At 44.8% G+C, this 23800-nt stretch carries 19 protein-coding genes; 18 read left to right on the forward strand and 1 reads right to left on the reverse strand.

What is annotated here, in order from left to right; all coding sequences use genetic code 11:
• Positions 1-154 precede the first annotated feature (154 nt).
• The 12 genes from CCC17_RS06530 to CCC17_RS06585 all read left to right on the forward strand — a co-directional run bounded on the left by CCC17_RS06530 (position 155) and on the right by CCC17_RS06585 (position 18304).
• Positions 155-1990 carry an ABC-F family ATP-binding cassette domain-containing protein gene (locus tag CCC17_RS06530; protein WP_022427037.1) on the forward strand — a complete coding sequence of 612 codons (1836 nt, stop codon included), beginning with the start codon at positions 155-157 and terminating at the stop codon, positions 1988-1990.
• 230 nt (positions 1991-2220) lie between these two features.
• Positions 2221-3267, forward strand: a complete 1047-nt coding sequence (gene plsX / locus CCC17_RS06535) for a phosphate acyltransferase PlsX (protein WP_021652553.1) — start codon at positions 2221-2223, stop codon at positions 3265-3267.
• Between the two features lie 48 nt (positions 3268-3315).
• Complete coding sequence (locus CCC17_RS06540; protein WP_021652554.1) at positions 3316-3564, forward strand: acyl carrier protein; 249 nt, start codon at positions 3316-3318, stop codon at positions 3562-3564.
• Positions 3554-4234: a ribonuclease III gene (gene rnc, locus CCC17_RS06545; protein ID WP_287082760.1), complete on the forward strand. Its 681-nt coding sequence runs from the start codon at positions 3554-3556 to the stop codon at positions 4232-4234. Before CCC17_RS06540 ends, rnc begins: the two co-directional genes overlap by 11 nt.
• A 13-nt stretch (positions 4235-4247) precedes the next feature.
• Positions 4248-7808, forward strand: a complete 3561-nt coding sequence (smc, locus tag CCC17_RS06550) for a chromosome segregation protein SMC (RefSeq protein WP_278603569.1) — start codon at positions 4248-4250, stop codon at positions 7806-7808.
• Positions 7809-7826: 18 nt separating this feature from the next.
• Entirely contained in the window at positions 7827-8765 is a 939-nt protein-coding gene (ftsY, locus tag CCC17_RS06555) for a signal recognition particle-docking protein FtsY (RefSeq protein WP_015525230.1), read from the forward strand.
• A gap of 6 nt (positions 8766-8771) precedes the next feature.
• The gene (ilvA, locus tag CCC17_RS06560) at positions 8772-9983 is read left to right on the forward strand and encodes a threonine ammonia-lyase (protein WP_287082761.1); all 1212 of its coding nucleotides are present in this window, start codon (positions 8772-8774) and stop codon (positions 9981-9983) included.
• A 107-nt stretch (positions 9984-10090) separates the two neighbouring features.
• The gene (gene glmS / locus CCC17_RS06565; RefSeq protein ID WP_022427034.1) at positions 10091-11929 is read left to right on the forward strand and encodes a glutamine--fructose-6-phosphate transaminase (isomerizing); all 1839 of its coding nucleotides are present in this window, start codon (positions 10091-10093) and stop codon (positions 11927-11929) included.
• 460 nt (positions 11930-12389) lie between these two features.
• Positions 12390-14165, forward strand: a complete 1776-nt coding sequence (locus tag CCC17_RS06570) for a hypothetical protein (RefSeq protein WP_287082763.1) — start codon at positions 12390-12392, stop codon at positions 14163-14165.
• A gap of 252 nt (positions 14166-14417) precedes the next feature.
• Positions 14418-16226, forward strand: a complete 1809-nt coding sequence (locus CCC17_RS06575; RefSeq protein WP_173740301.1) for a Na/Pi cotransporter family protein — start codon at positions 14418-14420, stop codon at positions 16224-16226.
• A 315-nt stretch (positions 16227-16541) separates the two neighbouring features.
• On the forward strand, positions 16542-17348 hold the full coding sequence (locus CCC17_RS06580; protein WP_278603477.1) for an alpha/beta hydrolase: 807 nt from the start codon (positions 16542-16544) through the stop codon (positions 17346-17348).
• 131 nt (positions 17349-17479) lie between these two features.
• Entirely contained in the window at positions 17480-18304 is an 825-nt protein-coding gene (locus CCC17_RS06585) for a TrmH family RNA methyltransferase (protein ID WP_015525223.1), read from the forward strand.
• 23 nt (positions 18305-18327) lie between these two features.
• Here CCC17_RS06585 and CCC17_RS06590 read toward each other — a convergent pair whose 3' ends face one another.
• Positions 18328-19866, reverse strand: a complete 1539-nt coding sequence (locus CCC17_RS06590) for a PucR family transcriptional regulator (RefSeq protein WP_287082764.1) — start codon at positions 19864-19866, stop codon at positions 18328-18330.
• A gap of 358 nt (positions 19867-20224) precedes the next feature.
• Here CCC17_RS06590 and ylxM point away from each other — a divergent pair, with 358 nt between their 5' ends.
• Genes ylxM through trmD form a run of 6 tightly spaced genes read left to right on the forward strand, consistent with a single transcriptional unit; the run spans position 20225 to position 23800 of the window.
• On the forward strand, positions 20225-20548 hold the full coding sequence (gene ylxM / locus CCC17_RS06595) for a YlxM family DNA-binding protein (protein WP_015525222.1): 324 nt from the start codon (positions 20225-20227) through the stop codon (positions 20546-20548).
• Positions 20549-20551: 3 nt separating this feature from the next.
• Positions 20552-21904: a signal recognition particle protein gene (gene ffh, locus CCC17_RS06600; RefSeq protein ID WP_021652565.1), complete on the forward strand. Its 1353-nt coding sequence runs from the start codon at positions 20552-20554 to the stop codon at positions 21902-21904.
• Positions 21905-21949: 45 nt separating this feature from the next.
• Positions 21950-22195: a 30S ribosomal protein S16 gene (gene rpsP, locus CCC17_RS06605; protein WP_015525220.1), complete on the forward strand. Its 246-nt coding sequence runs from the start codon at positions 21950-21952 to the stop codon at positions 22193-22195.
• A 55-nt stretch (positions 22196-22250) separates the two neighbouring features.
• Entirely contained in the window at positions 22251-22481 is a 231-nt protein-coding gene (locus CCC17_RS06610) for a KH domain-containing protein (RefSeq protein ID WP_015525219.1), read from the forward strand.
• Positions 22482-22540: 59 nt separating this feature from the next.
• Complete coding sequence (gene rimM / locus CCC17_RS06615) at positions 22541-23047, forward strand: ribosome maturation factor RimM (protein WP_059085894.1); 507 nt, start codon at positions 22541-22543, stop codon at positions 23045-23047.
• Positions 23048-23800, forward strand: coding sequence for a tRNA (guanosine(37)-N1)-methyltransferase TrmD (gene trmD / locus CCC17_RS06620; RefSeq protein ID WP_015525216.1), 753 nt, complete (start codon positions 23048-23050; stop codon positions 23798-23800).

The following is a 23800-nucleotide window of genomic DNA, read 5'->3' on the forward strand; positions in this document are numbered from 1 at the left end:
CCAGATAAAAAACAATCCCCCAAGAGGGCTGTACTTCCAGATTTGAGGTACAGCCCTTTCCCCTGTCATAACAGTGATTCTTGACGGAATCGTGGAAATTCGCTATCATGGAAATGATTTTTATATACTTTGGAAGAAAACGGAGAAAATGCGCATGAACATTCTTAATATAGAACATATCCACAAAATTTTTGGAGATAAGGTGATATTTGATGATATCTCCTGCGGCATCGATCAGGGAGAAAAAATAGGTATCATCGGTGTAAACGGAACCGGTAAGACTACTTTGCTCCGCGTGATCGCCGGAGAGGAAGAACCGGACGAAGGGCAGGTGATCACCCAGAACGGGATCCGGATCAGCTGGCTTCCCCAGACTCCGGAATTTCCGCAGCATATGACCATTCTGGACTATGTGGCAGAAGGCAAATGGCAGAAGGACTGGAGTACCGAAAGTGAGGCCAGACGCATGCTGAATACACTTGGTATTACCGATCAGAATATCAATATGGATAATCTTTCCGGTGGTGAAAAGAAAAGAGTGGCGCTGGCAAGGATGCTTTTAAATCCGGCTGACATTCTGATCCTGGATGAGCCTACCAACCATCTGGACGGAGAAATGGTCATATGGCTGGAAGATTTTCTCCGGAATTTTCGTGGGACGGTGATCATGGTCACTCATGACCGTTATTTCCTGGATCGTGTGGCAAACCGGATCCTGGAGATCAGCCACGGAAAATTATATTCCTATGCAGGAGATTATTCCAGATTTCTGGAGCTGAAAGCGCAGAGAGAGGAAATGGAGCTTGCCAGTGACCGGAAGCGCCGCAGTGTACTTCGGATGGAACTGGAATGGGCAGCAAGAGGCTGTCGTGCCAGAAGTACAAAACAGAGAGCAAGGCTTGACCGTTTGGAAGCACTGAAGGCGGGAAAAACCCCGCTGAAAGAGCAGAATGTGGAAATGGATTCCATTGAGACCCGTATGGGAAAGAAAACCATAGAGTTTCATCATGTAAGTAAAACCATCGAAGGTCGTCTTTTGATCAATGATTTTGATCATATTGTTCTTCGTGATCAGCGTCTCGGGATCATCGGACCAAATGGCTGCGGTAAGTCCACACTTCTTAAAATGGCAGATGGACTGATCTTGCCGGATTCCGGAGAGATTCAGATCGGAGAAACGATCCGTATCGGGTATCTTGCCCAAAACGTTCCGGATATGGATGGAAGACAGCGGGTGATCGATTATATCCGTGAGGTGGCGGAATATGTTCCGACAAAAGAAGGAAGGATCACAGCTTCCCAGATGCTTGAGAGATTTCTTTTTGATCCGGCCATGCAGTACACTCCGGTGGAGAAGCTTTCCGGAGGTGAGAAGCGAAGACTGTATCTTTTGAAGGTTCTGATGGAGGCGCCAAATGTTCTTCTTCTTGATGAGCCCGGAAATGATCTTGATATTCCCACCATGACCATTCTTGAGGACTATCTGGATTCTTTTTCCGGCATCGTGATCACGGTGTCCCATGACCGCTATTTCCTGGATAATGTGGTGAACCGTATTATGGCATTTGAGGGAGATGGCCGGCTTGTCCAGTATGAGGGCGGTTATACGGATTATCTGGAAGCAAAGGAAAGAAAGGGACAGTCTCTGGAAACGCGTTCAGATATGAATGGCGGTACAGTACAGGGAGAAACAGCTGAGCCTGAGAAAAAGAAATCCGCTGCAGATACCTGGAAACAGAACCGGAAACAGAAACTAAAATTCACCTATAAAGAACAGAAAGAATTTGACACTATTGACGATGACATCGCAGCATTGGAAGAACGTCTGGAGCAGATCGACAAAGAGATGGCTGCCAATGCCACAAATGCGGGAAAACTCAGGGAGCTTTCCGACGAGCAGCAGGAAATCCAGCAGAAGCTGGACGAAAAAATGGATCGCTGGGTATATTTAAATGATCTTGCAGAACAGATTGAAAATCAGAAAGAGTAAAAGATATTGACTTCTCAGGCAAAACTCTAGTATCATAAATAACGGTACGTTAACCGGATAAACTGCGAAGCAGTTATTCGGTTATGAGTAGGTAGCGAATGCGGATTTCGAATATCCGCTTAACTTTTGGTACTCTGCAATGAAAATCCTTATACGGATGTGTATGAGGATTTTCACTACAGTGTACCATATGCATTCCGAAAAGATTTCGGACAGAGAAAGGACAACATATGTCAGAAATGGTAAAAGTCGTTGTAGATGCAATGGGTGGTGACAATGCTCCCGAGGAACCGGTAAAAGCCGCAGTGGAAGCTGTGAAAGAAAAAGAGAACATCCAGGTTATCCTTACAGGAGTACAGGATGTGATCGAAGCAGAGCTTCGGAAATACCCGGATTATCCTAAGGACAGGATTCGTGTGGTGCATGCGTCTCAGGTGATCGAGACTGCGGAACCTCCGGTCATGGCTATCCAGAAAAAGAAAGATTCCTCTATTGTAGTGGGATTAAATCTTGTAAAAAAACAGGAGGCCGATGCCTTTGTTTCCTCCGGAAGCACCGGTGCGGTACTGGTAGGAGGCCAGGTGATCGTAGGCAGGATCAAAGGGATCCGGAGACCACCTCTTGCTCCGCTGATCCCTACGGCAAAGGGCGTTTCCCTTCTGATCGACTGTGGTGCCAATGTAGATGCGAGACCAGATCATCTGGTACAGTTTGCGCAGATGGGTTCCATCTATATGGAAAATGTAGTGGGTATTAAGAAACCGAGAGTTGCTATCGTTAATAACGGTGCTGAGGAAGAAAAGGGCAATGCGCTGGTAAAGGCTACCTTCCCTCTGTTAAAAGCATGTAAGGATATCAATTTCATCGGAAGTATTGAGGCGAGAGATATCCCGTCAGGTTATGCAGATGTAGTAGTCTGTGAAGCTTTTGTAGGAAATGTGATCCTCAAGCTTTATGAAGGTGTTGGAGCTACTCTGATATCTATGATCAAAAAAGGTATGATGACAAACATTCGAAGTAAAATGGGAGCTCTGATGGTAAAACCTGCTCTTAAGGAAACCTTAAAATCATTTGATGCCAGTGAATATGGCGGAGCACCGCTTCTTGGTCTGAAAGGTCTTGTGGTCAAAAGCCACGGAAGTGCCAAAAGCGTAGAAATCCGTCATGCGATCTTTCAGTGCGAGCAGTTTAAGGAAGAGAAGATCAATGAAAAGATCGAGGAGTTTATAGCAGCTGAGCAGAAAGCACAGGCAGAAGAAAAAAGCGAAAAAAAATAAAACCGGGATTGCCGGAAATATTACAGACAGAACAGGAGGCGAACAGTCGTGGAACTGGAAATGCTGAAGACCATCATCGAAAAAACTCTGGGAAGAAATATGGATGCCATTACAGAAAAAACTACCTTTGTGGATGATCTGGGAGTGGATTCTCTGGATTTTTTTCAGATTCTTATTGATCTGGAGGAAACTTTTGATGTTCGTATCGCCCCGGAGGAAGCCGAGGAGATCGTTACTGTCGGCGATGCAGTGGAGACTCTTCGCCGGGTAACGAAGGGAAGAAGAAATGGAAAATAATTTAAAAAAGCTGGAGCAGACTATCGGATACCAGTTTACCGCAAAATCTTTACTGGAGCAGGCAATGACACACAGCTCCTATGCCAACGAAAAACATCTTGGAAAGCTTGGATGCAATGAGCGCCTGGAGTTCCTTGGAGATGCGGTGCTGGAGCTGATCAGCAGTGATTTCCTGTACAAAAAATTCCGGAATAATCAGGAAGGTGAGTTGACCAAGAAACGTGCCAGCATGGTATGTGAAAAGAGTCTTGCCTACTGTGCAAGAGAATTCGGGCTTCCGGAGTTTATCCTCCTTGGAAGAGGTGAGGAAATGATGGGCGGTCGTAAAAGAGATTCCATCGTTTCTGATGCCCTGGAATCTCTGATCGGGGCTATGTATCTGGACGGTGGATTTGAACCGGCACAGGCTTTTGTTATGAAATTTATCCTGAACGATCTGGAGGATAAGAGGATTTTTTATGACAGCAAGACAGTGCTTCAGGAAATGGTACAGGAAGGCGGAAATCATCCGGTGGAATATCGTCTTCTGAAAGAAGAGGGACCGGACCACAGCAAGAGCTTTACTGTGGAGGCGCTGATCAATGGAAAAAGTATGGGAACCGGAACCGGCCATACAAAAAAGGCAGCAGAACAGGTTGCAGCCCTAGAGGCAATACGCAGTATAAAATAACAGCAGGTGGCCAATGTATCTGAAAAATATAGAGGTGCAGGGATTTAAATCCTTTGCACAGAAAATAAATTTTGAATTTCATAACGGGATCACCGGCATCGTAGGACCTAACGGTAGCGGAAAAAGTAATGTTGGCGATGCAGTCCGCTGGGTTCTGGGAGAACAGAGCGCCAAGCAGCTTCGAGGCGGGAATATGCAGGATGTTATCTTTTCAGGAACGGAGCTTCGCAAGCCTCTGAGCTTTGCGTCCGTGGCTATTACACTTGATAACAGTGATCACAAGCTCCCGGTGGATTTTGAAGAAGTAACCGTTACCAGAAGACTGTATCGTTCCGGTGAGAGCGAATACCGCATCAACGGCAGCTCCTGTCGTTTAAAGGACATCAATGAGATGTTCTATGATACCGGTATCGGAAAAGAAGGATATTCCATCATCGGACAGGGTCAGATCGATAAGATCTTAAGTGGAAAACCCGAAGAACGCCGAGAGCTTTTTGACGAGGCAGCCGGGATCGTCAAATTTAAAAGACGAAAAAATACCACACTGAAGAAGCTGGAGGAAGAACAACAGAATCTGGTTCGTGTCACGGACATCTTAAGTGAGCTGACCAAGCAGCTGGAACCGCTGGAACGTCAGTCTGAGACTGCAAAAATATATCTGGCAAAAAGAGATAATCTGAAAGAGCTGGATATAAATATGTTCCTCCTGGAATATGAACACACCGGAAATCTGATCCGCGAGCTGGAAGAAAAAACCAGGATCGCAGAAAATCAGTTAAAAGAAGCCCAGGATACTCATAGTCGTACTAAGGATGAATATGAACGTCTGGAAAAAATACTGGAAGAGCTGAATGAGCGGATGGAGGCGTTGCGGGAAGAAAGCAGGGATCGTGCTATCCGTAAACAACAGCTGTCCGGTGAGATCAATGTTCTTCATGAGCAGATCCTGGCAGGAGAGCAGAACGACAGTCATTATCGCAGCCGTCTTTTAGCAGTTCAGGAAGATACGGAGAAAAAAGCTGCAGACCAGGAGGCGCTGGAAGAACAAAAATCGGATCTTCAGGCAAATTTACGGGAGATCAACAGAAAACTTGCTGACGAGCAGAAAAAAATGGACAATATCCAGAGCAGCATAGAAGAATGTACCCAGGCAGTGGAAGATGGTAAGAATGAGATCATTGAGATCCTTAATTCTCGTGCAAACACCAAAGGTAAGGCACAGCGTTTTGATGCCATGAAGGAGCAGTTGGATATCCGGAAAGCAGGGATCAGTCAGAGGATCCTTTCCCTGAAAACCCAGGAAGAGGAGCAGCAGTCAGCGATCGATCAGGCACAGAAGGAATACGACACTATCACGAAGGCCATTCAGGAAACCAGAGAAGAAGGCAGCCGTCTTACAAAAGAGATCCATGCCATTCAGGAAACCCTTAAACAGCAGAATATACAGCTGGAAAAGGAACAGACGTCCTATCATAGAGAGGCATCCAGACTGGAATCCCTCCGCAATATCACAGAACGTTATGATGGATATGGAAACAGTATCCGCCGTGTCATGGAACAGAAGAATCATGTTCCTGGGATCCGTGGCGTAGTGGCGGATATCATTCACGTTGAAAAAAATTATGAGATCGCTATTGAGACAGCTCTTGGCGGAAGTATTCAGAATATCGTTACGGATAACGAGCAGACTGCTAAGCAGATGATCGAATTCCTGAAGAAAAACCGGTATGGTCGTGCGACTTTTCTCCCGTTAAACAGCATTTCTTCAAGAGGCGAGTTTAATCAGAGCGGTGCTTTGAACGAACCGGGAGCTATTGGTCTTGCCAGTGGCCTGGTAACTGCAGAGAAGGAATATGACGGTCTGATCGGATATCTTCTTGGCAGAGTGCTGGTGGTGGATCATATCGATCATGCTATTGCCATTGCCAGAAAATACCGACACAGTATCCGTATGGTAACGTTGGAGGGAGAATCCTTAAGTCCAGGCGGTTCCATGACCGGTGGAGCTTTTAAGAACAACAGCAATCTTCTTGGGCGTCGTCGTGAGATCGAGGAACTGGAAAAGAAGGTAAAAGAGCTGGCAGCCGGGTATCATGAGATCCGACAGTCCATGGAAGATAACCGCAGCAGAAGAAATGAGATGCGTGATACGGTGGCGACGCTGCAGCAGAAATTTCAGGAACAATCCATTCAGCAGAATACAGCCAGGTTGAACATTGAACAGCTGGAGAAAAAAGCGGAGGAGATCCGCGGCGGTTATACCAGGATCGAGAGGGAGCAGGAGGAGATCCGTCTTCAGGCAAGAGACATGCAGGCAGATAACATAAAGATCACGCAGGAACTTGAAGCATCCAAAAGGGATGAGGAAGAGCTGGAAACGTTTATCGAGACCCGGCAGAAGGAGCTGGAGGACTGGAAAAAGGACGAAGCGGAGACTTCAGAGAAGCTGGAAAGGATCCGTCTTGACGCATCTGCATCCCAGCAGAAGGAAAGCTTCATAAAGGAAAATCTGCGGCGTCTGAAAAAGGAGATCGAAGTTCTTTCGAAAGAGAGGGAAGAAATTCTGGATTCTCTGGAAAAAGGCAGCCAGGAAACTGCAGAAAAGAGAAAGACGATCGACCAGGTCCGTAAGGAGATCGAAGGCTTTGCCGCAAAAGAAGAGGCGGCTGCAAAACAGCTGGAAAAATGGCAGCAGGAAAAGGAAGAGCGCACAAAAAGCCATAAGGAATTTTTTGAAAAGCGTGATGAGCTGTCCGGCCAGATCAGTCTTCTGGACAAAGAATGCTTCCGACTGAAGACTCAGGCAGAAAAGATCGAAGAGAACCGGGAAGCAAGGATTTCCTATATGTGGGAAGAATACGAGATCACTCCGAATAATGCCTTGCAGTACAGGAAAGAAGAAATGAATGACAGGCATGTGATGAAGCAGCAGATCCATAAATTAAAGGACGAGATTCGAGCTCTTGGCTCTGTCAACGTCAATGCCATTGAGGATTACAAAGAACTTCTGGAACGGCATACGTTCTTAAGCGGTCAGTACAACGATCTTTTGGAAGCGGAAAAAACGCTGGAACAGATCATCCAGGAGTTGGATGAGGGCATGCGGAAGCAGTTCACCGAAAAATTCGGAGAGATCCAGAAAGAATTTGATAAAGCCTTCAAAGAACTGTTCGGCGGAGGCCGGGGAACTCTGGAACTTGCGGAAGACGAGGATATCCTTGAGGCAGGGATTCGGATCATTTCCCAGCCGCCCGGAAAAAAACTTCAGAACATGATGCAGCTTTCCGGTGGAGAAAAAGCACTGACAGCCATTGCACTTCTTTTTGCGATCCAGAATCTGAAGCCTTCACCATTCTGTCTTCTGGATGAGATCGAGGCTGCACTGGATGATTCCAATGTAGGACGTTTTGCGGGATATCTTCAGAAGTTGACGAAGAACACACAATTTATTATAATAACACATAGACGTGGTACCATGAATGCAGCAGACAGGCTTTATGGAATTACCATGCAGGAAAAAGGGGTATCCACGCTGGTATCCGTAGATTTAGTAGAGAACCAGCTTACCCAGTAGCAGAGGGGATGAATCAGTATGGCAGAAGAAAAAAAAGGATTTTTTAAACGTCTGGTAAGCGGACTTACCAAAACGCGAGACAATATCGTTGCCGGCTTTGATTCCATTTTCAGCGGTTTTTCCAGTATTGATGATGATTTTTATGAAGAACTGGAAGAGATCCTGATCATGGGAGATATCGGCATTAACGCAACCACTTCCATTCTGGAGCATTTAAAGGAGCAGGTTGCTGAGCAGCATATCAAGGAGCCGTCCCAGTGCAAACAGCTTCTGATCGACAGCATCAAAAAACAGATGCAGGTAGAAAGCACAGAATATGAGTTTGAGAACCGGAAATCCGTGATCCTTGTGATCGGTGTCAACGGGGTAGGTAAGACTACCTCTGTAGGCAAACTGGCCGGTAAATTAAAGGATCAGGGAAAAAAGGTCATCCTCGGAGCAGCAGATACCTTCCGTGCGGCAGCCGGGGAGCAGCTGACACAGTGGGCCAACCGTGCCGGCGTTGAGATCATCGGCGGCCAGGACGGAGCAGATCCGGCATCTGTTGTCTATGATGCAGTGGCAGCAGCCAAAGCCAGAAATGCAGATATTCTGATCTGCGATACCGCAGGAAGACTTCATAATAAGAAAAACCTTATGGAAGAGCTTCGCAAGATTTACCGTATTCTGGAACGTGAGTATCCGGAAGCATATTTGGAAACGCTGGTAGTTCTTGACGGAACCACGGGCCAGAATGCGCTTTCCCAGGCAAGACAGTTTGCCGAGGTCGCAAACGTTACCGGAATCATTCTTACCAAACTTGATGGTACAGCCAAGGGCGGAATCGCAGTAGCGATCCAGTCTGAGCTTGACATACCAGTAAAATACATCGGAGTAGGCGAAAGTATCGATGACCTGCAGAAATTTGATGCAGACGCATTTGTAAACGCCCTCTTTGACGTAGAAGAAAGGAGCTAAATACAAATGCTTACATTAGAGAGCTTTGAGGAAGCGGCAGCAAAAGTAAAAGAAGTGACACAGGAAACAAAGCTGATATACAGCAGTTATTTCTCAGATATGACGGGAAATAAGGTTTATCTGAAGCCAGAGAATATGCAGCGTACCGGTGCATATAAGGTGCGTGGCGCATATTACAAGATCAGCACACTTTCTGACGAAGAGAGGAACAAAGGTCTGATCACTGCATCTGCAGGAAATCATGCCCAGGGTGTTGCTTATGCTGCACATAAATATGGAGTAAAAGCAGTCATTGTCATGCCAACTACCACACCACTGATCAAGGTAGAGCGCACCAAGAGTTACGGTGCGGAGGTTATCCTTCACGGCGACGTATATGACGAAGCCTGCGCACACGCACTTGCCCTTGCAGAAGAAAAAGGATATACCTTTATCCATCCATTTGACGATCCGGCAGTAGCAACCGGTCAGGGAACTATCGCCATGGAGATCGTACAGGAACTTCCGCTTGTAGATTACATTCTGGTACCGATCGGAGGGGGCGGACTTGCTACAGGTGTCTCTACACTTGCGAAGCTTCTGAACCCACACATCAAAGTCATCGGTGTTGAGCCGGCAGGCGCAGCATGTATGAAGGCATCCCTGGAGAACGGGGAGGTCGTAACGCTTCCTCACGTAAATACTATCGCAGATGGTACTGCAGTACAGACTCCGGGAAAAAATATCTTCCCATATATCCAGGAAAATCTGGACGATATCATTACCATCGATGATGATGAGCTGATCGTGGCTTTTCTTGATATGGTAGAAAACCACAAGATGATCGTAGAGAACTCAGGACTTCTTACTGTAGCAGCTCTCCGTCATCTGGATGTAAAGAATAAGAAGATCGTTTCCATCTTAAGCGGTGGAAATATGGATGTGATCACCATGTCATCGGTTGTACAGCACGGACTGATCCAGCGTGACCGTATCTTTACCGTATCCGTACTTATTCCGGATAAGCCAGGTGAACTGGTACGTGTTGCAAGTGTGATCGCTGAAAATCAGGGTAATGTTATCAAATTGGATCATAACCAGTTTGTAAGTACCAACCGAAATGCAGCCGTAGAACTTCGGATCACTATGGAAGCATTCGGAACAGATCATAAGAATCAGATCGTTGCAGCTCTGGAAAAAGCGGGTTGCAAACCGAGAGTGGTACGTGCTATACTGTAGGACGTGTTATATTGCAATAACTGAAACTTCTGACCGGACTGTTGCATATGATGTAACAGCCCGGTCTTTTGCGAAAATACCTGCATAGACAGAAAGGACAGATAAATATGTGTGGAATTGTAGGATTTACAGGTAGACACCAGGCAGCTCCGATCCTTTTAGATGGACTCTCCAAGCTGGAATACAGAGGATATGATTCCGCTGGAATCGCCGTACGTGACGGCGAGGACGAGACGGAAGTGATCAAAGCCAAGGGAAGACTGAAAGTTCTGTCAGAAAAGACAAACGGCGGAGAGACTGTACCGGGAACCTGTGGTATCGGTCATACTAGATGGGCAACTCATGGTGAACCTTCTGAGAACAATGCACATCCGCATATGACAGACGACGGTAATATCGTAGCAGTCCACAACGGCATCATTGAGAACTATCAGGAACTGAAAAATAAGCTCACCCGTAAAGGCTATACTTTCTATTCTGAGACCGATACCGAGGTAGCAGTCAAGCTGATTGATTATTATTACAAGAAATATGAGGGAACACCGGTGGATGCCATCACACATTCCATGGTACGTATCCGTGGTTCCTACGCCCTTGCGATCATGTTCAAGGATTATCCGGGTGAAATATATGTAGCCAGAAAAGACAGCCCCATGATCCTTGGAGTGGCAGAAGATGAATCCTTTATCGCTTCTGACGTACCGGCGATCCTGAAATACACCCGCAATGTATATTATATCGGCAATCTGGAGATGGCGCGTGTGAAAAAAGGCGAAGTCACCTTCTACAATCTTGATGGAGATGAGATCGAGAAAGAGCTGAAAACCATTGAATGGGATGCAGAAGCAGCGGAAAAAGCCGGATATGAGCATTTCATGATGAAAGAGATCCATGAACAGCCAAAGGCAGTACTGGATACGTTGAATTCCGTGCTCAAGGATGGAAAGATCGACCTCAGTGAAGTTGGCCTGGAAGAAGAAAGCATCCGGAACATCCAGCAGATCTATATCATAGCCTGCGGCTCCGCTTATCATGTAGGAATGGCAGCACAGTATGTGATCGAGGATCTTGCACAGATCCCGGTAAGGGTAGAGCTCGCTTCCGAATTCCGTTACCGAAAAATGGCCCTTAACACCAACAGCCTTGCAGTGATCATCAGCCAGTCTGGTGAAACAGCAGACAGTCTTGCAGCACTTCGTAAATGCAAGGAAAATGGTATTCGTACACTGGGAATCGTTAATGTAGTGGGATCTTCCATTGCACGTGAGGCTGATAATGTATTTTATACTCTGGCCGGACCGGAGATTTCTGTAGCTACTACCAAGGCGTACAGCACACAGCTGATCGCAGCTTATACACTTGCGATCCAGTTTGCAATGGTAAGAGGAACGATCACAGAAGAAGCCTACAGCAATTATATCAGTGAACTGCAGACACTTCCGGATAAGATCTGTAAGATCCTGGAAGATAAGGAGCGTATTCAGTGGTTTGCCTCAAAACAGGCAAATGTAAAAGATGCTTTCTTTGTAGGAAGAGGAATTGATTACGCTATCAGCCTGGAGGGCAGTCTGAAGATGAAAGAGATCAGTTACATTCATTCTGAAGCCTATGCTGCCGGAGAGCTGAAACACGGAACGATCTCCCTGATCGAAGACGGGACTCTTGTGATCGGTGTGCTGACCCAGCCGGATCTCTACGAAAAAACAGTCAGCAATATGGTTGAGTGTAAGAGCCGTGGCGCCTACCTTATGGGCTTGACCACATTTGGCAATTACAATATCGAGGATACCGCAGATTTCACCGTCTACATCCCGAAAACAGACCCGCACTTTGCAACATCCCTGGCAGTGATCCCGCTTCAGCTTCTGGGCTACTACGTAAGCGTAGCCAAAGGCCTGGATGTGGATAAGCCACGAAATCTGGCGAAGAGCGTGACAGTGGAGTAAAAAATATATATGGACTATAGAGAAAGCCTCAGAGTATGTATATGCGAAAATACTCTGAGGCTTTTTTATAAAATCTTTACGCAAAAATAGTTTCATGGTATCATATAGACATATGATGCTGTGAAATTATTTTGCTTTTCAGGGGATATTAAGAAGGGGTGACGGGTACATGCTTATGCCGGTAGTGCCAGAGAGGAGATTGAACTGAAACCAGAGTGCCCGGACAGCCATAGAGCAGATAAAGGAGAAAAATTATCCGGATTCTTTACAGAAATGTACAGGGAATATCCTGGCTTGTGGGGATCAATTATAACAAACCAATCAACAGTGGTAAGCTTTTGGAGCTGCTGTCACAGTACAAATAATAAGATAGGAAAAAATATATGAAGAATACAGTGGTGATCTTTAATGCCGGTATCGGTGCACTGACTCTGGGTTTTAAAAATGCCGGTTATGAATTTTGAAAGCATATGAGCCGGACAGGAAAGTGACAGAGATCTATCAGGAAAATATAAGTCAAAATGTAACTGCATGCAGCCTTTCTTCCATAGATCCTGCCACAGTTCCGGATAGTAATGTCTGGGCTTTTGGTCTGACGCAGTCGAAAGAAGAAGAGGTGTTTCGTAGTTTGGCCCTGGTGCAAAGAAGACGGCCGCCGGTCATTCTTTTTGTTATGAAAAAGCAATTATGGAAAGGGTTCATAAAGGAGCACATTTTTCAGCTGCAAGAATATGGATACCATATCACGCATAAAAATATCCAGAGTTCGGAGGTTACTGCATTTCCGCTGCGGGAAGAATTTGCATATATTGTTTTAAAAAGAGTGAATGCTTCGGATATGATCATGCCGGTGCAGTTCCATAAGAGTAGTATCCTGCTAGATGGCTGGGTGGAAATGAATCCACAGGATTCCTGGTATTACAGGATTGATTTTGCGAAAGAGAAGATAGATGCTTCGCATGCCGGCGACAGCGTTTTGTGTTGGGAAAAAGGCGGTTATCGGGAATCCGGGCAGGTTCGTCTGAATCTGATAAAAATGCCGCTGATCCGTATCCATGGCGTCTATCATAAGATCACACACAAAGAAATAGCCAGATTAAAGGGATTTCCGGAAGATTTTCCACGTTCTGTGCCAAACAAAAGCCGGATGTACAGAAGCCTGATATATGCGCCGAACATAAAAGTGACAGAACAGGTCGTTCGCAATCTCTGCGTAGAACCCTATATAAATTCAGAGGGTGATGTGCAGATGAAAAACTGGGAAAATATGGCCCGCTTTAAGCAGCTTTTTGAAAAATACCTTACATATAAAGGGGCTTCTTTCCAAAGCGATGAATGGGTCTTTATGACCAGAATGTACAGTGATTCCAAAGAAATCGCTACACTTAAACGGTTGCAGAGTTATAGCCGTCTGGTTGGAAAAGCAGTGTCAGATCAAAAAAAGGATCTGCCATTACAAAATATCTGTGTAGTGGCGAATCTGGTCTCTGATGAGACTAAGAGAAAGTACGAAGAGGCGAAGCTTGGATATGTCTGGGACATCCGAAATGTGCTGTGGCTCTTTGAGGACTATCCGGAACTGAAGAACGAACTGATCTCGATTCTGAATTATTCGGTGGAAAACATAGAACCGGAGAGACCGGAGCCTTTTATCTTTGAGGAAAGCAGCCAGATGGAGAATACGGATCCGGAATCGGTTGCTGACAGCTATATAGCGCAGTTAAAAGTGTTGGAGACCGGTAGTGCAGCTTTCAAGAAATATGAGGAACTTTGTGTTTCTATTCTGAAATATATCCTTGGAGAATATCTGACTTTGTGGGAGCAGCAGAAGACAACAGAGGAAAATCTGTATCGTTTTGACATGTGCTGTAAGATCAAAAACGGGGTGACACAGGATTTTTTTGACACGATCTGTAAGTATTTTTCTACGAAATATATCGTGTTCGAGTTTAAAAACTATGAAAAGCCTATTACTCAGAGGGAAATTTACACTACAGAAAAATATCTGTACGAAAAAGCTCTCCGTAAAGTTGCGATCATTATTTCCAGAAAAGGAGCGGATAAACATGCGAAAATGGCTGCACGGGGAAGTCTACGGGAAAGCGGGAAACTGATCATCTGCCTGTCCGATGAAGATTTGAAAGCGATGCTCCAGATAAAAAAAGAAGGGGAAAAAACAACGGGAGGGTATTTGGAAGATATTTTGGATGATATGCTGATGCGCCTGGAAAAATAGAAAATTTTGTGAAAAATAACTCAAAAATACTCATTTCGAAGGCAGAGTTTTGGAAGATGATCCGCTGCCTTCGATTTTTTTTATTTTCGAAATAAATCTGTTGTTGTAATATGGAAATTGATGTGGCATAATAAATGGGAAAATGTTAAAAATAAGAAAAATCCAGATTAAGGAAATGTAAAGTTGCATTTTCAGGATAACATGGCTCCTGACAAATTATGACAGGAAGCGAGTATGACAAAGGAGAAAATTATGGCAATTTTTTCAATGATCTTATCTTTGTTGTGTGGAGTATCATTATTTTTGTTTGGTATGTCCCTAATGGGCGACGGTCTGAAGCTGGCAGCAGGTAATAAGCTGGAAGCATTTCTTTATAAGATGACCAATACTCCGCTGAAGGGTGTCGCACTTGGTACTGGTGTTACCAGTGTGATCCAGTCGTCTTCTGCGACGACAGTTATGGTGATCGGTTTTGTAAACTCCGGTATGATGAAACTGAAACAGGCGATCGGTATCATCATGGGAGCCAATATCGGAACCAGTATTACTGGCTGGATCTTATGTCTTTCTTATATTGAAGGATCCAATGGAATCGCCAGCGTTCTTTCCACAGCAACTATTTCTGCGGTTGTGGCTGTAGTTGGTATTATTTTCCGTATGTTCTGTAAGCGTACCTTACATAAGAATGTGGGAAATATCATGCTTGGTTTTGCGATCCTGATGACAGGTATGCAGATGATGAGTGGTGCGGTATCTCCATTGCGTGAGAGTCCGATGTTCATCAAGATGCTGACTATGTTTTCCAATCCGATCGCAGGTATTCTCGTAGGTATCGCTTTTACTGCGGTACTCCAGAGTGCGTCTGCAACAGTCGGTGTGCTCCAGGCTCTTTCCGTAACCGGTATCCTGACATTTGCAAGTGCATTTCCGATCGTTCTTGGTATCGGTGTTGGTGCTGCATGTCCAGTTCTGATCTCAGCCATCGGAGCAAATAAGAACGGTAAAAGAACTGCTCTTGTATATCTGATCAATGACCTGTTTGGTCTGATCCTCTGGTCAGTGATCTTTTATACCGTGAATGCGTTTGTACATTTTACATTTATGGATATGACCATGACACCGGTAGCGATCGCACTTTTGAATACGGTGTTCCGTCTGGCAACGGTTATCGTGCTGTTTCCATTCATTCCAAAGATCGAGAAGCTGGTATGCTGGCTTGTGAAGGATGACAAAGAAGATCTGGAAGATGAGGCAGACTTTGATCTTCTGGAAGAGCGTCTTCTGAATTACCCGGCCCTTGCTATCGCACAGTGTCACCGTGTAATGAACGGAATGTCCAAGAAGCTCCGTAAGAATGTCAACAGAGCCATGAATCTTCTGAATGATTATCAGCAGGATAAGTATGATAAGGTTCAGCGAAAAGAGGATCTGATCGACAAGTATGAAAGTCGTCTAGGAGAGTATCTGATCCAGCTGACAAAGAGAGAGATGAATTCTGCACAGACAAGACAGACTTCACTGTATCTGCATACGATCAATGACTTTGAGCGTATCGGTGATCATGCTTCTTACATTGCTCATATGTCCAATGAAATGCATGATAACCATACGAATTTTTCACAGGAAGCCTGGGATGAGCTGAATGTTGTTATGGAGGCAGTTCGTGAGGATATCAATATAACCTGCAATGCTTTCATGAAAGACGATAAAGAAATGGCACAGAGAGTAGCACCTCTCGGAGCTGTGATCACAGGACTTTGTGATGTACTGAAGATGCGTCATGCAGAGCGACTGAGCCAAGGCAAATGCGGACTGGAAGAGGGAACGGTATTTAGTGATATCCTCAACAGTTTCTGTCGTATCGCAACTCACTGTGCAAGTGCTATGGTGGCACTTATGAAGAGCGGAGAGACAGGATCTGATCTTCATATTCACGATTCCAAGATCTATCCCACAAACAATGCGGACTACTACCAGTATTTCAAGGAATACGGACAGAAATATGATATTGGAAATCAGGAAGGCCATATGCTCAGCATGGAGCCGGAAGAAGTAGAATAAGAAATTCAGGCAGCGGAAATGTAGATATTCCGCTGCCGTTTTTGTTAGGGATTTGCCCTAACAATGAAAAAAGAAGGGGCTGTCGCACTAATTTTTTAGTGCGACAGCCCCTTTGTACTGAGGTGATTATAGTTCAGAGAACAAAATATGTCACTCCTCTATTTTTCATTACTTTTTGTAAAAATCATATAATTGCTGATAATTAGTAATAGGGGTTATCAAAATACAGATTTCATGATATGATAAATCTATCAGATAGCGTGAGACATATAATGGGGATATGTATCTCGCAGAAAGAAAAGGGAGGGTTTTATTATGGGTGAAAGTATGATCACATCGTTTGACGGAACGAAACTGTATCTGAAAAAAGAAACAGCAGCAGACAATAAAGCTGTGATCGTGATTGTCCACGGACTTTGTGAGCACCAAGGCAGGTACGATTATTTTGCGGAAAAACTTCATGAGGCGGGAATCGGAACCTATCGTTTTGATCACAGAGGACATGGACGGTCTGAGGGTGAAGAGACTTTTTATTCAGATTTCAACGAGCTTCTGGACGACACCAACGTAGTTGTGGATATGGCAATTGAAGAAAATCCGGATATCCCGGTATTTCTTCTTGGACACAGCATGGGAGGCTTTACAGTTTCTCTGTACGGAGCCAAATATCCGGATAAAAAGCTCCGGGGGATCATTACCAGTGGTGCGCTGACCGCAGATAACGGCAATCTGATACGTGGTGTGCCGGGAGAAATGGATGTACATACGCGCCTTGCCAATCAGCTGGGGTCAGGCGTATGCTCTGTACAGGAAGTGGTAGACTGGTACGGAAAAGATCCATACAATAAACAGTCCTTTACAGCGGGGTTATGCTATGCGATCTGCGACGGACTTGACTGGTTCAAAGAGAAAAAAGCAGAGTTCTATTATCCGGTCCTTATGACACACGGCGAGAAAGACGGTCTGGTAAGTGTACAGGATACCTATGATTTCTTTAAAGAAGCAGGATCAAAAGACAAGCAGATGAAGATCTACGGCGGACTTTTTCATGAGATCCTGAATGAGTATTGTAAAGATGAAGTGATCGGGGATATGATCCGGTGGATGGAAGTGAGGATCTGAATATAAACAAATTGTTTTACAAGTAGCAGCAAAGCCAGGTGGAAACATATAGCACCTGGCTTTCTTTTGCAAAGAGATTCTGTTACAATAGCAGGATGAAAACAAGAAGACAGAACAGGAGAAAAATAACCATGTCAAATATCATAGAAATCACAGATTTTAACGCTCCGGAGCTGGATGTATATGCCAGGATCTCGGAGATACAGCTTTTGAACCGGGCAGAACCGGAGAAGGGGATCTTTATTGCGGAGAGCCCGAAGGTTATTGAGAGAGCTTTGGATTCCGGGTGCCAGCCGATTTCTTTTCTGGTGGAACATAAACATGTTGAGGGTGAGGCAAAAGAACTCATCCGTCGTTGTGGAGACATTCCGGTTTATACGGCAGAATTTGATGTGTTGACGCAGCTGACTGGATTCAAGCTGACAAGAGGAATGCTCTGTGCAATGCGCCGGCCGGCGTTGCCTGATATAGTCGATGTATGCAAAAATGCCCGCAGGATCGCAGTTCTGGAAAATGTGGTAAATCCTACTAATATAGGCGCGATCTTTCGTTCTGCGGCGGCTCTTGGAATGGATGCGGTACTGCTGACACCGGGATGCAGCAATCCACTGTATCGCCGTGCGATCCGTGTCAGCATGGGAACTGTATTTCAGATACCATGGACTTTTTTTGATGAAAAAACAGAGTGGAAAACGGAAGGAATCCGGTCTCTGAAAGCGATGGGATTTAAGACGGCAGCCATGGCTCTTAGGGAGGATTCCTTTGATATTGATGATCCTCATCTGATGGCAGAAGAAAAACTGGCAGTAGTTCTTGGAACAGAGGGGGATGGCCTTGCTTCGGAGACCATTGCGGATTGTGATTATACAGTATGTATTCCAATGGCACACGGTGTGGATTCACTGAATGTGGCGGCAGCCAGTGCAGTTGCATTTTGGCAGCTGGGAAAACGCTAAATATTTAAGAGAGTTCCCGTTTTTTATGATCTTGTATTCCGGTTTTCTTCTTCCATATCCATCAGATGAAAAGAAAGCAACAGATACAGGATCTCGTTTCTGTCTGTAAGATCTGAATCCAGAAAAGCTTTGATCTTATCCAGACGATAAAGAAGAGTACTTCTGTGGATAAATAAAGCGCTGGCAGTATGAGAAATGTTCTGGTTGTGCTCCAGAAAACAACGCAGTGTTTCATAGAGATGAGATTGCTTTGCCTCATCCTTATATTTCATTGACAGAAGCTTTTCGTGACAGACCATGTAAGCAGGAAGCTTTCTGGTTGCCTGTTCCAGAATATAGGGCAGAGCGATGGAGTCAAAATAGTGGATACTTTCTGCGGGATTTTTGCGTTTTCCAACCTGCAGGGTAACAGAAGCCTGCGTGTATTGCCGGTGGAAATTGAAATGTCCAAGCATCTTCCGGCTGTATCCGGCGCTTAACATGCTGCTTTTGATAAAACCCTCGATCTTATCGGAAATCTCATGGATAGTCAGAGTGCAGAGATCCAGATTGATAAAAAGCACCGCATTTCCTTTATATTCGGTAGCACAGCTGGCCGGGATTGTATTTTCAAGATAATTACAGATGGCATTGAGGGTCAGATTTTTCTGGTCGATCAGCCCGGTCTGGATCAAAATACATTGATATATATGGGAAGAAAGCCACCCTACATTTGTCAGCTGCTGACTGACTTTTACATAATCAGCTCCGGGATCAGTCAGAATGGACATAAAAATCTGATGCAGAGGAAAAGCTTTATCCCGGCTGTGCATGATTCCTGTGGAAAGTGCATGGAATACCATCTGGGAAAGGTACTCCAGAACAAAACCAAACGTATCATCCAGGGGAACCTCACCTTCGGAAAACATCAGCCTGTATACTGCTTTATCATTATTGGAGATATTTACGCAAAGAGAAGGAGCAGTAAGGCCATTTCCCGGATAATAAAAATATCCGGCTTTATAAAAAGCCTCTTCGTAATGAGGATCCTGCTTCAGGCTGTCCACAATAGCCCAGGAATTTTCAGTGGAACCCAAAACAGAATTGGAAAGATCACTTAGATTCCAGTCTCTGGAGGCAATGATAGTAAAATCCATACCGATCAGCATCATTGGATTGGGAATAATGGAAGCTGTAAGATCCAGAAGCTCCTGGATAGATGCGTTCCGGAGACGGGAATCCATCAGGGACTGATTCCACTGATCATAGAGGATAAAAATATCCTGAATCCTGTTAAAGACAATATTGACCGGAATATCTTCAGGGATGATACACATGTTTGGCTGAGTTAATTCGTAGTTCTGATAGATTTTTCCAATCATCAGGAACAGAATATTTTTGGGATGATGAAAAGTGAGCTGAAAATCCGGATCTGTGATAAGGTAAACACGCCCATCCTGAAGAGAGGTGTTCTTTTCAAAGCGGGAAGGGCAGGAAAGGGTGGGGAATGTATCCAGCCTGGATGTATGCAGGGGAAAAGATTTCTGTAAATGATAGCAGATGAGTTTTGCACTGAGTTTCAAGGAAAATCCTCCCTCCTATATTTTGTAGGAAAAAACAGGAATAATAGCCGTGTTATGTGGAATTGTGATTCTTTTGATTTACAGTATAATAGAATCATAAGGAAAAAACAAGTGCAGAAAAAAGGGCAGGGCTGTATGTCTGTTAATGATCTTCCGAAGCTGATCAAAGAATATGGAAAAGATATCACATTTATTAATAAGAAGTAAATAGAATAACAAAGGTCGGAAAAGCCTGCAAAACCCAGCAGAAAAGTGCTTTTCCGGCCTTTTTTGTGAAATTCAGGAAAAAATAAATTTGTAAAGCAAAAACCCTTGACAGGTGTGCCGGAATCGTGTATGATAGCCAAGGTGATTACAGATGGAGAAATTTGTAGAGCAGACATTTTTATTTGATTTTTATGGAGAGCTTCTGACAGAGAGGCAGCGGCAGGTGTATACCAGTGTGGTATTTGAGGATTATTCCTTAAGTGAGGTTGCTGAGGAACTTGGCATCAGCAGACAGGGTGTGCATGATATGATCAGACGGTGCAATCGGACGTTGGAAGAATATGAAGAGAAGCTTCATCTGGTCGAGAAATTCCTGAACATCCGCAGTCAGGTCATAAAGATCCATGAACTGGCTGACAAGTACCACGCCGAAGATATTGCGGCGATTTCCAATGTGATATTAGAGGAGTTATGATCAATGGCATTTGAGAGTTTAACAGATAAACTGCAGAATGTATTTAAGAAGCTGAAGGGCAAGGGCCGTCTCACAGAGGCTGATGTCAAGGTGGCACTGAAGGAAGTTAAGATGGCGCTTCTGGAAGCGGATGTTAACTTTAAGGTCGTTAAGCAGTTTACGAAATCCGTTCAGGAAAAGGCTATCGGACAGGATGTTATGAATGGTCTGAATCCGGGACAGATGGTGATCAAGATCGTAAATGATGAGCTGGTCAACCTGATGGGAAGTGAGACAACAGAGCTTCCGATCAAACCGGGAATGGATCTTACCGTTCTTATGATGGTCGGTCTTCAGGGTGCAGGTAAGACAACGACGGTTGCCAAGCTGGCAGGCAAACTGAAATCCAAGGGAAAGAAACCACTGCTTGTGGCCTGTGATGTTTACCGTCCGGCAGCGATTACACAGTTGCAGGTAAACGGTGAGAAACAGGGCGTCGAGGTCTTTTCCATGGGAGATAAGCAGAATCCCGTGGATATTGCAAAAGCAGCTATCGAGCATGCGAAATCCAATCAGCAGAATGTTGTGCTCATCGATACAGCAGGACGTCTTCACATTGATGAGGATATGATGCAGGAGCTTGAGGATATCAAAGCGAATGTGAATGTAGATGCTACAGTGCTTGTAGTTGATGCCATGACAGGACAGGATGCAGTAAATGTGGCGCAGAACTTTTCTGATAAAGTCGGCATTGATGGTGTGATCCTGACTAAGATGGACGGTGATACACGAGGCGGCGCTGCGCTTTCCATTAAAGCCGTGACCGGCAAACCGATCTTCTATGTTGGTATGGGAGAGAAGCTTTCAGATCTGGAACAGTTTTATCCAGAACGTATGGCTTCCAGGATCCTTGGAATGGGAGATGTAATGAGTCTGATCGAGAAGGTGGAAGCCTCTGTGGATCAGGAACAGGCTCAGGAGATGCAGAAGAAGCTGAAGAAAATGGACTTCGACTTCAATGATTATCTTACCAGCATGGAGCAGATGAACAAGATGGGTGGTATTTCCAGTATCCTGAACATGCTTCCCGGAATGGGCGGTAAGATGAAGGATATTGAGGGTATGATCGATGAAAAGGCTATGGACCGTACCAAGTCCATCATTCTTTCCATGACACCTCAGGAGAGAAGTAACCCCAACATTTTGAACATCTCACGCAAGAATCGTATCGCCAGAGGCGCCGGAGTGGATATTACAGAAGTAAATCGTCTTGTGAAGCAGTTTGAGCAGAGCAAGAAGATGATGAAACAGATGCCGGGATTAACAGGCGGCAAGATGAACATGGGAAAAAGAGGCGGCTTTAAGCTTCCCTTTTAATAAATAACAATAAATTTTCAGAAAGATAATTGGAGGAAAACAAAAATGGCAGTTAAGATCAGATTAAGAAGAATGGGACAGAAGAAAGCACCTTTCTATAGAATCGTAGTAGCAGATTCCCGCTGCAAACGTGACGGAAGATGTATCGCAGAGATCGGAACATATGATCCGAATCTTGACCCAAGCGTATACAAAATCGATGAAGAGGCAGCTAAAAAATGGCTTGCAGCTGGTGCTCAGCCTACAGAGGTAGTTGCTAAGCTTCTTAAACTTGCCGGAATCGAGAAATAATACCTGACAGATTTGGATCTGTGACCTCAATGAGGCAGGAGCAAGGAGGTATGTAATGAAACAACTTGTAGAAGTAATTGCAAAATCTCTTGTTGAAAATCCGGATGAAGTAGTCGTTACTGAGACTGAAAAAGACGACGCGATCGTTGTTGAACTGAAGGTCGGACCAGCCGATATGGGTAAGGTTATCGGAAGACAGGGCAGAATTGCCAAGGCAATCCGTACTGTTGTGAAAGCGGCTTCTTCAAAAAGCAGCAAAAAAGTGATTGTAGATATTCTGCAATGAAAAAGAGACAGGAGCTGTGGATTCCATGGCTCCTGTTTTTACTCTGAAAAGGAGCAAAAATGGAAGATTTATTAAAGGTAGGAGTTATTACAACGACCCATGGCGTCCGTGGTGAAGTAAAAGTTTTTCCAACAACGGATGACGCAGAGCGTTTTCTTGATATTGAATATGTGCTTCTGGATACAGGAAAAGAGCTTCGCAGACTGAATATTCAGAATGTAAAGTTTTTTAAAAATCTTGCGATCCTGAAATTTGAAGGCATTGACAACATCAATGATATTGAAATGTACAAGGGCCGTGAGCTTTGGATCCCACGTGAAGAGGCACAGGAGCTTGGCGAGGACGAATATTATGTGGCGGATCTCATCGGAATGGAAGTACTTCTGGAGAATGGGGAGAAATTCGGAGTGCTCCGTGATGTGATGGAGACCGGTGCTAATGATGTTTATATTGTAGATCGTGTGGATGGCGAGGAAATTCTGCTTCCTGCGATCCATGACTGTGTTCTTGATGTGGATGTTGAAAAAAATACCATGACTGTACATTTGATGAAAGGGCTTGTTTAAATGAATTATCATGTACTTACATTGTTTCCGGAAATGATCGAGAACGGAATGAACACAAGTATTACAGGCCGTGCCATTACAAAGGGACTGTTATCACTGGAAGCGATCAATATACGGGATTTTGCATTCAATAAGCACCAGAAGGTAGATGATTATCCTTATGGTGGCGGAGCCGGAATGCTGATGCAGGCAGAGCCGGTATATCTGTCTTATGAATCCATTGCAGAACGTATTGGAAGGAAACCCCGCGTGATCTTTCTGACTCCTCAGGGAAAAACCTTCAATCAGGATATGGCAAAAGAGTTTGCCCTTGAAGAAGACCTGGTTTTCCTCTGTGGTCATTATGAGGGAATTGATGAGCGCGTTCTGGAAGAAATCGTAACAGACTATGTTTCCATTGGTGATTATGTACTTACCGGTGGAGAACTTCCGGCTATGGTCATGATGGATTCTATTTCCAGAATGGTACCAGGTGTTCTGAATAATCAGGAATCCGGTGAGACGGAATCCTTTTCCGGGAATCTTCTGGAGTATCCCCAGTACAGCCGCCCGGAGGAATGGCATGGCAAAAAGGTTCCGGAGGTGCTGCTTTCCGGACATCATGCCAATGTGGATAAATGGAGAAGAGAGCAGTCTATCATCCGTACAGCCAAATGGAGGCCGGATCTTTTGCCAAAGGCTGATCTGACCAACAAAGAGTGGAACGAGGTCCGCAGGCTTCGCAAACAGTGGAAAGAGGAAGTGGAAAAATAA

Source organism: Blautia sp. LMAG:36 (genome assembly GCF_008680535.1).
In the GTDB taxonomy this organism is placed as follows: domain Bacteria; phylum Bacillota; class Clostridia; order Lachnospirales; family Lachnospiraceae; genus Blautia_A; species Blautia_A fusiformis.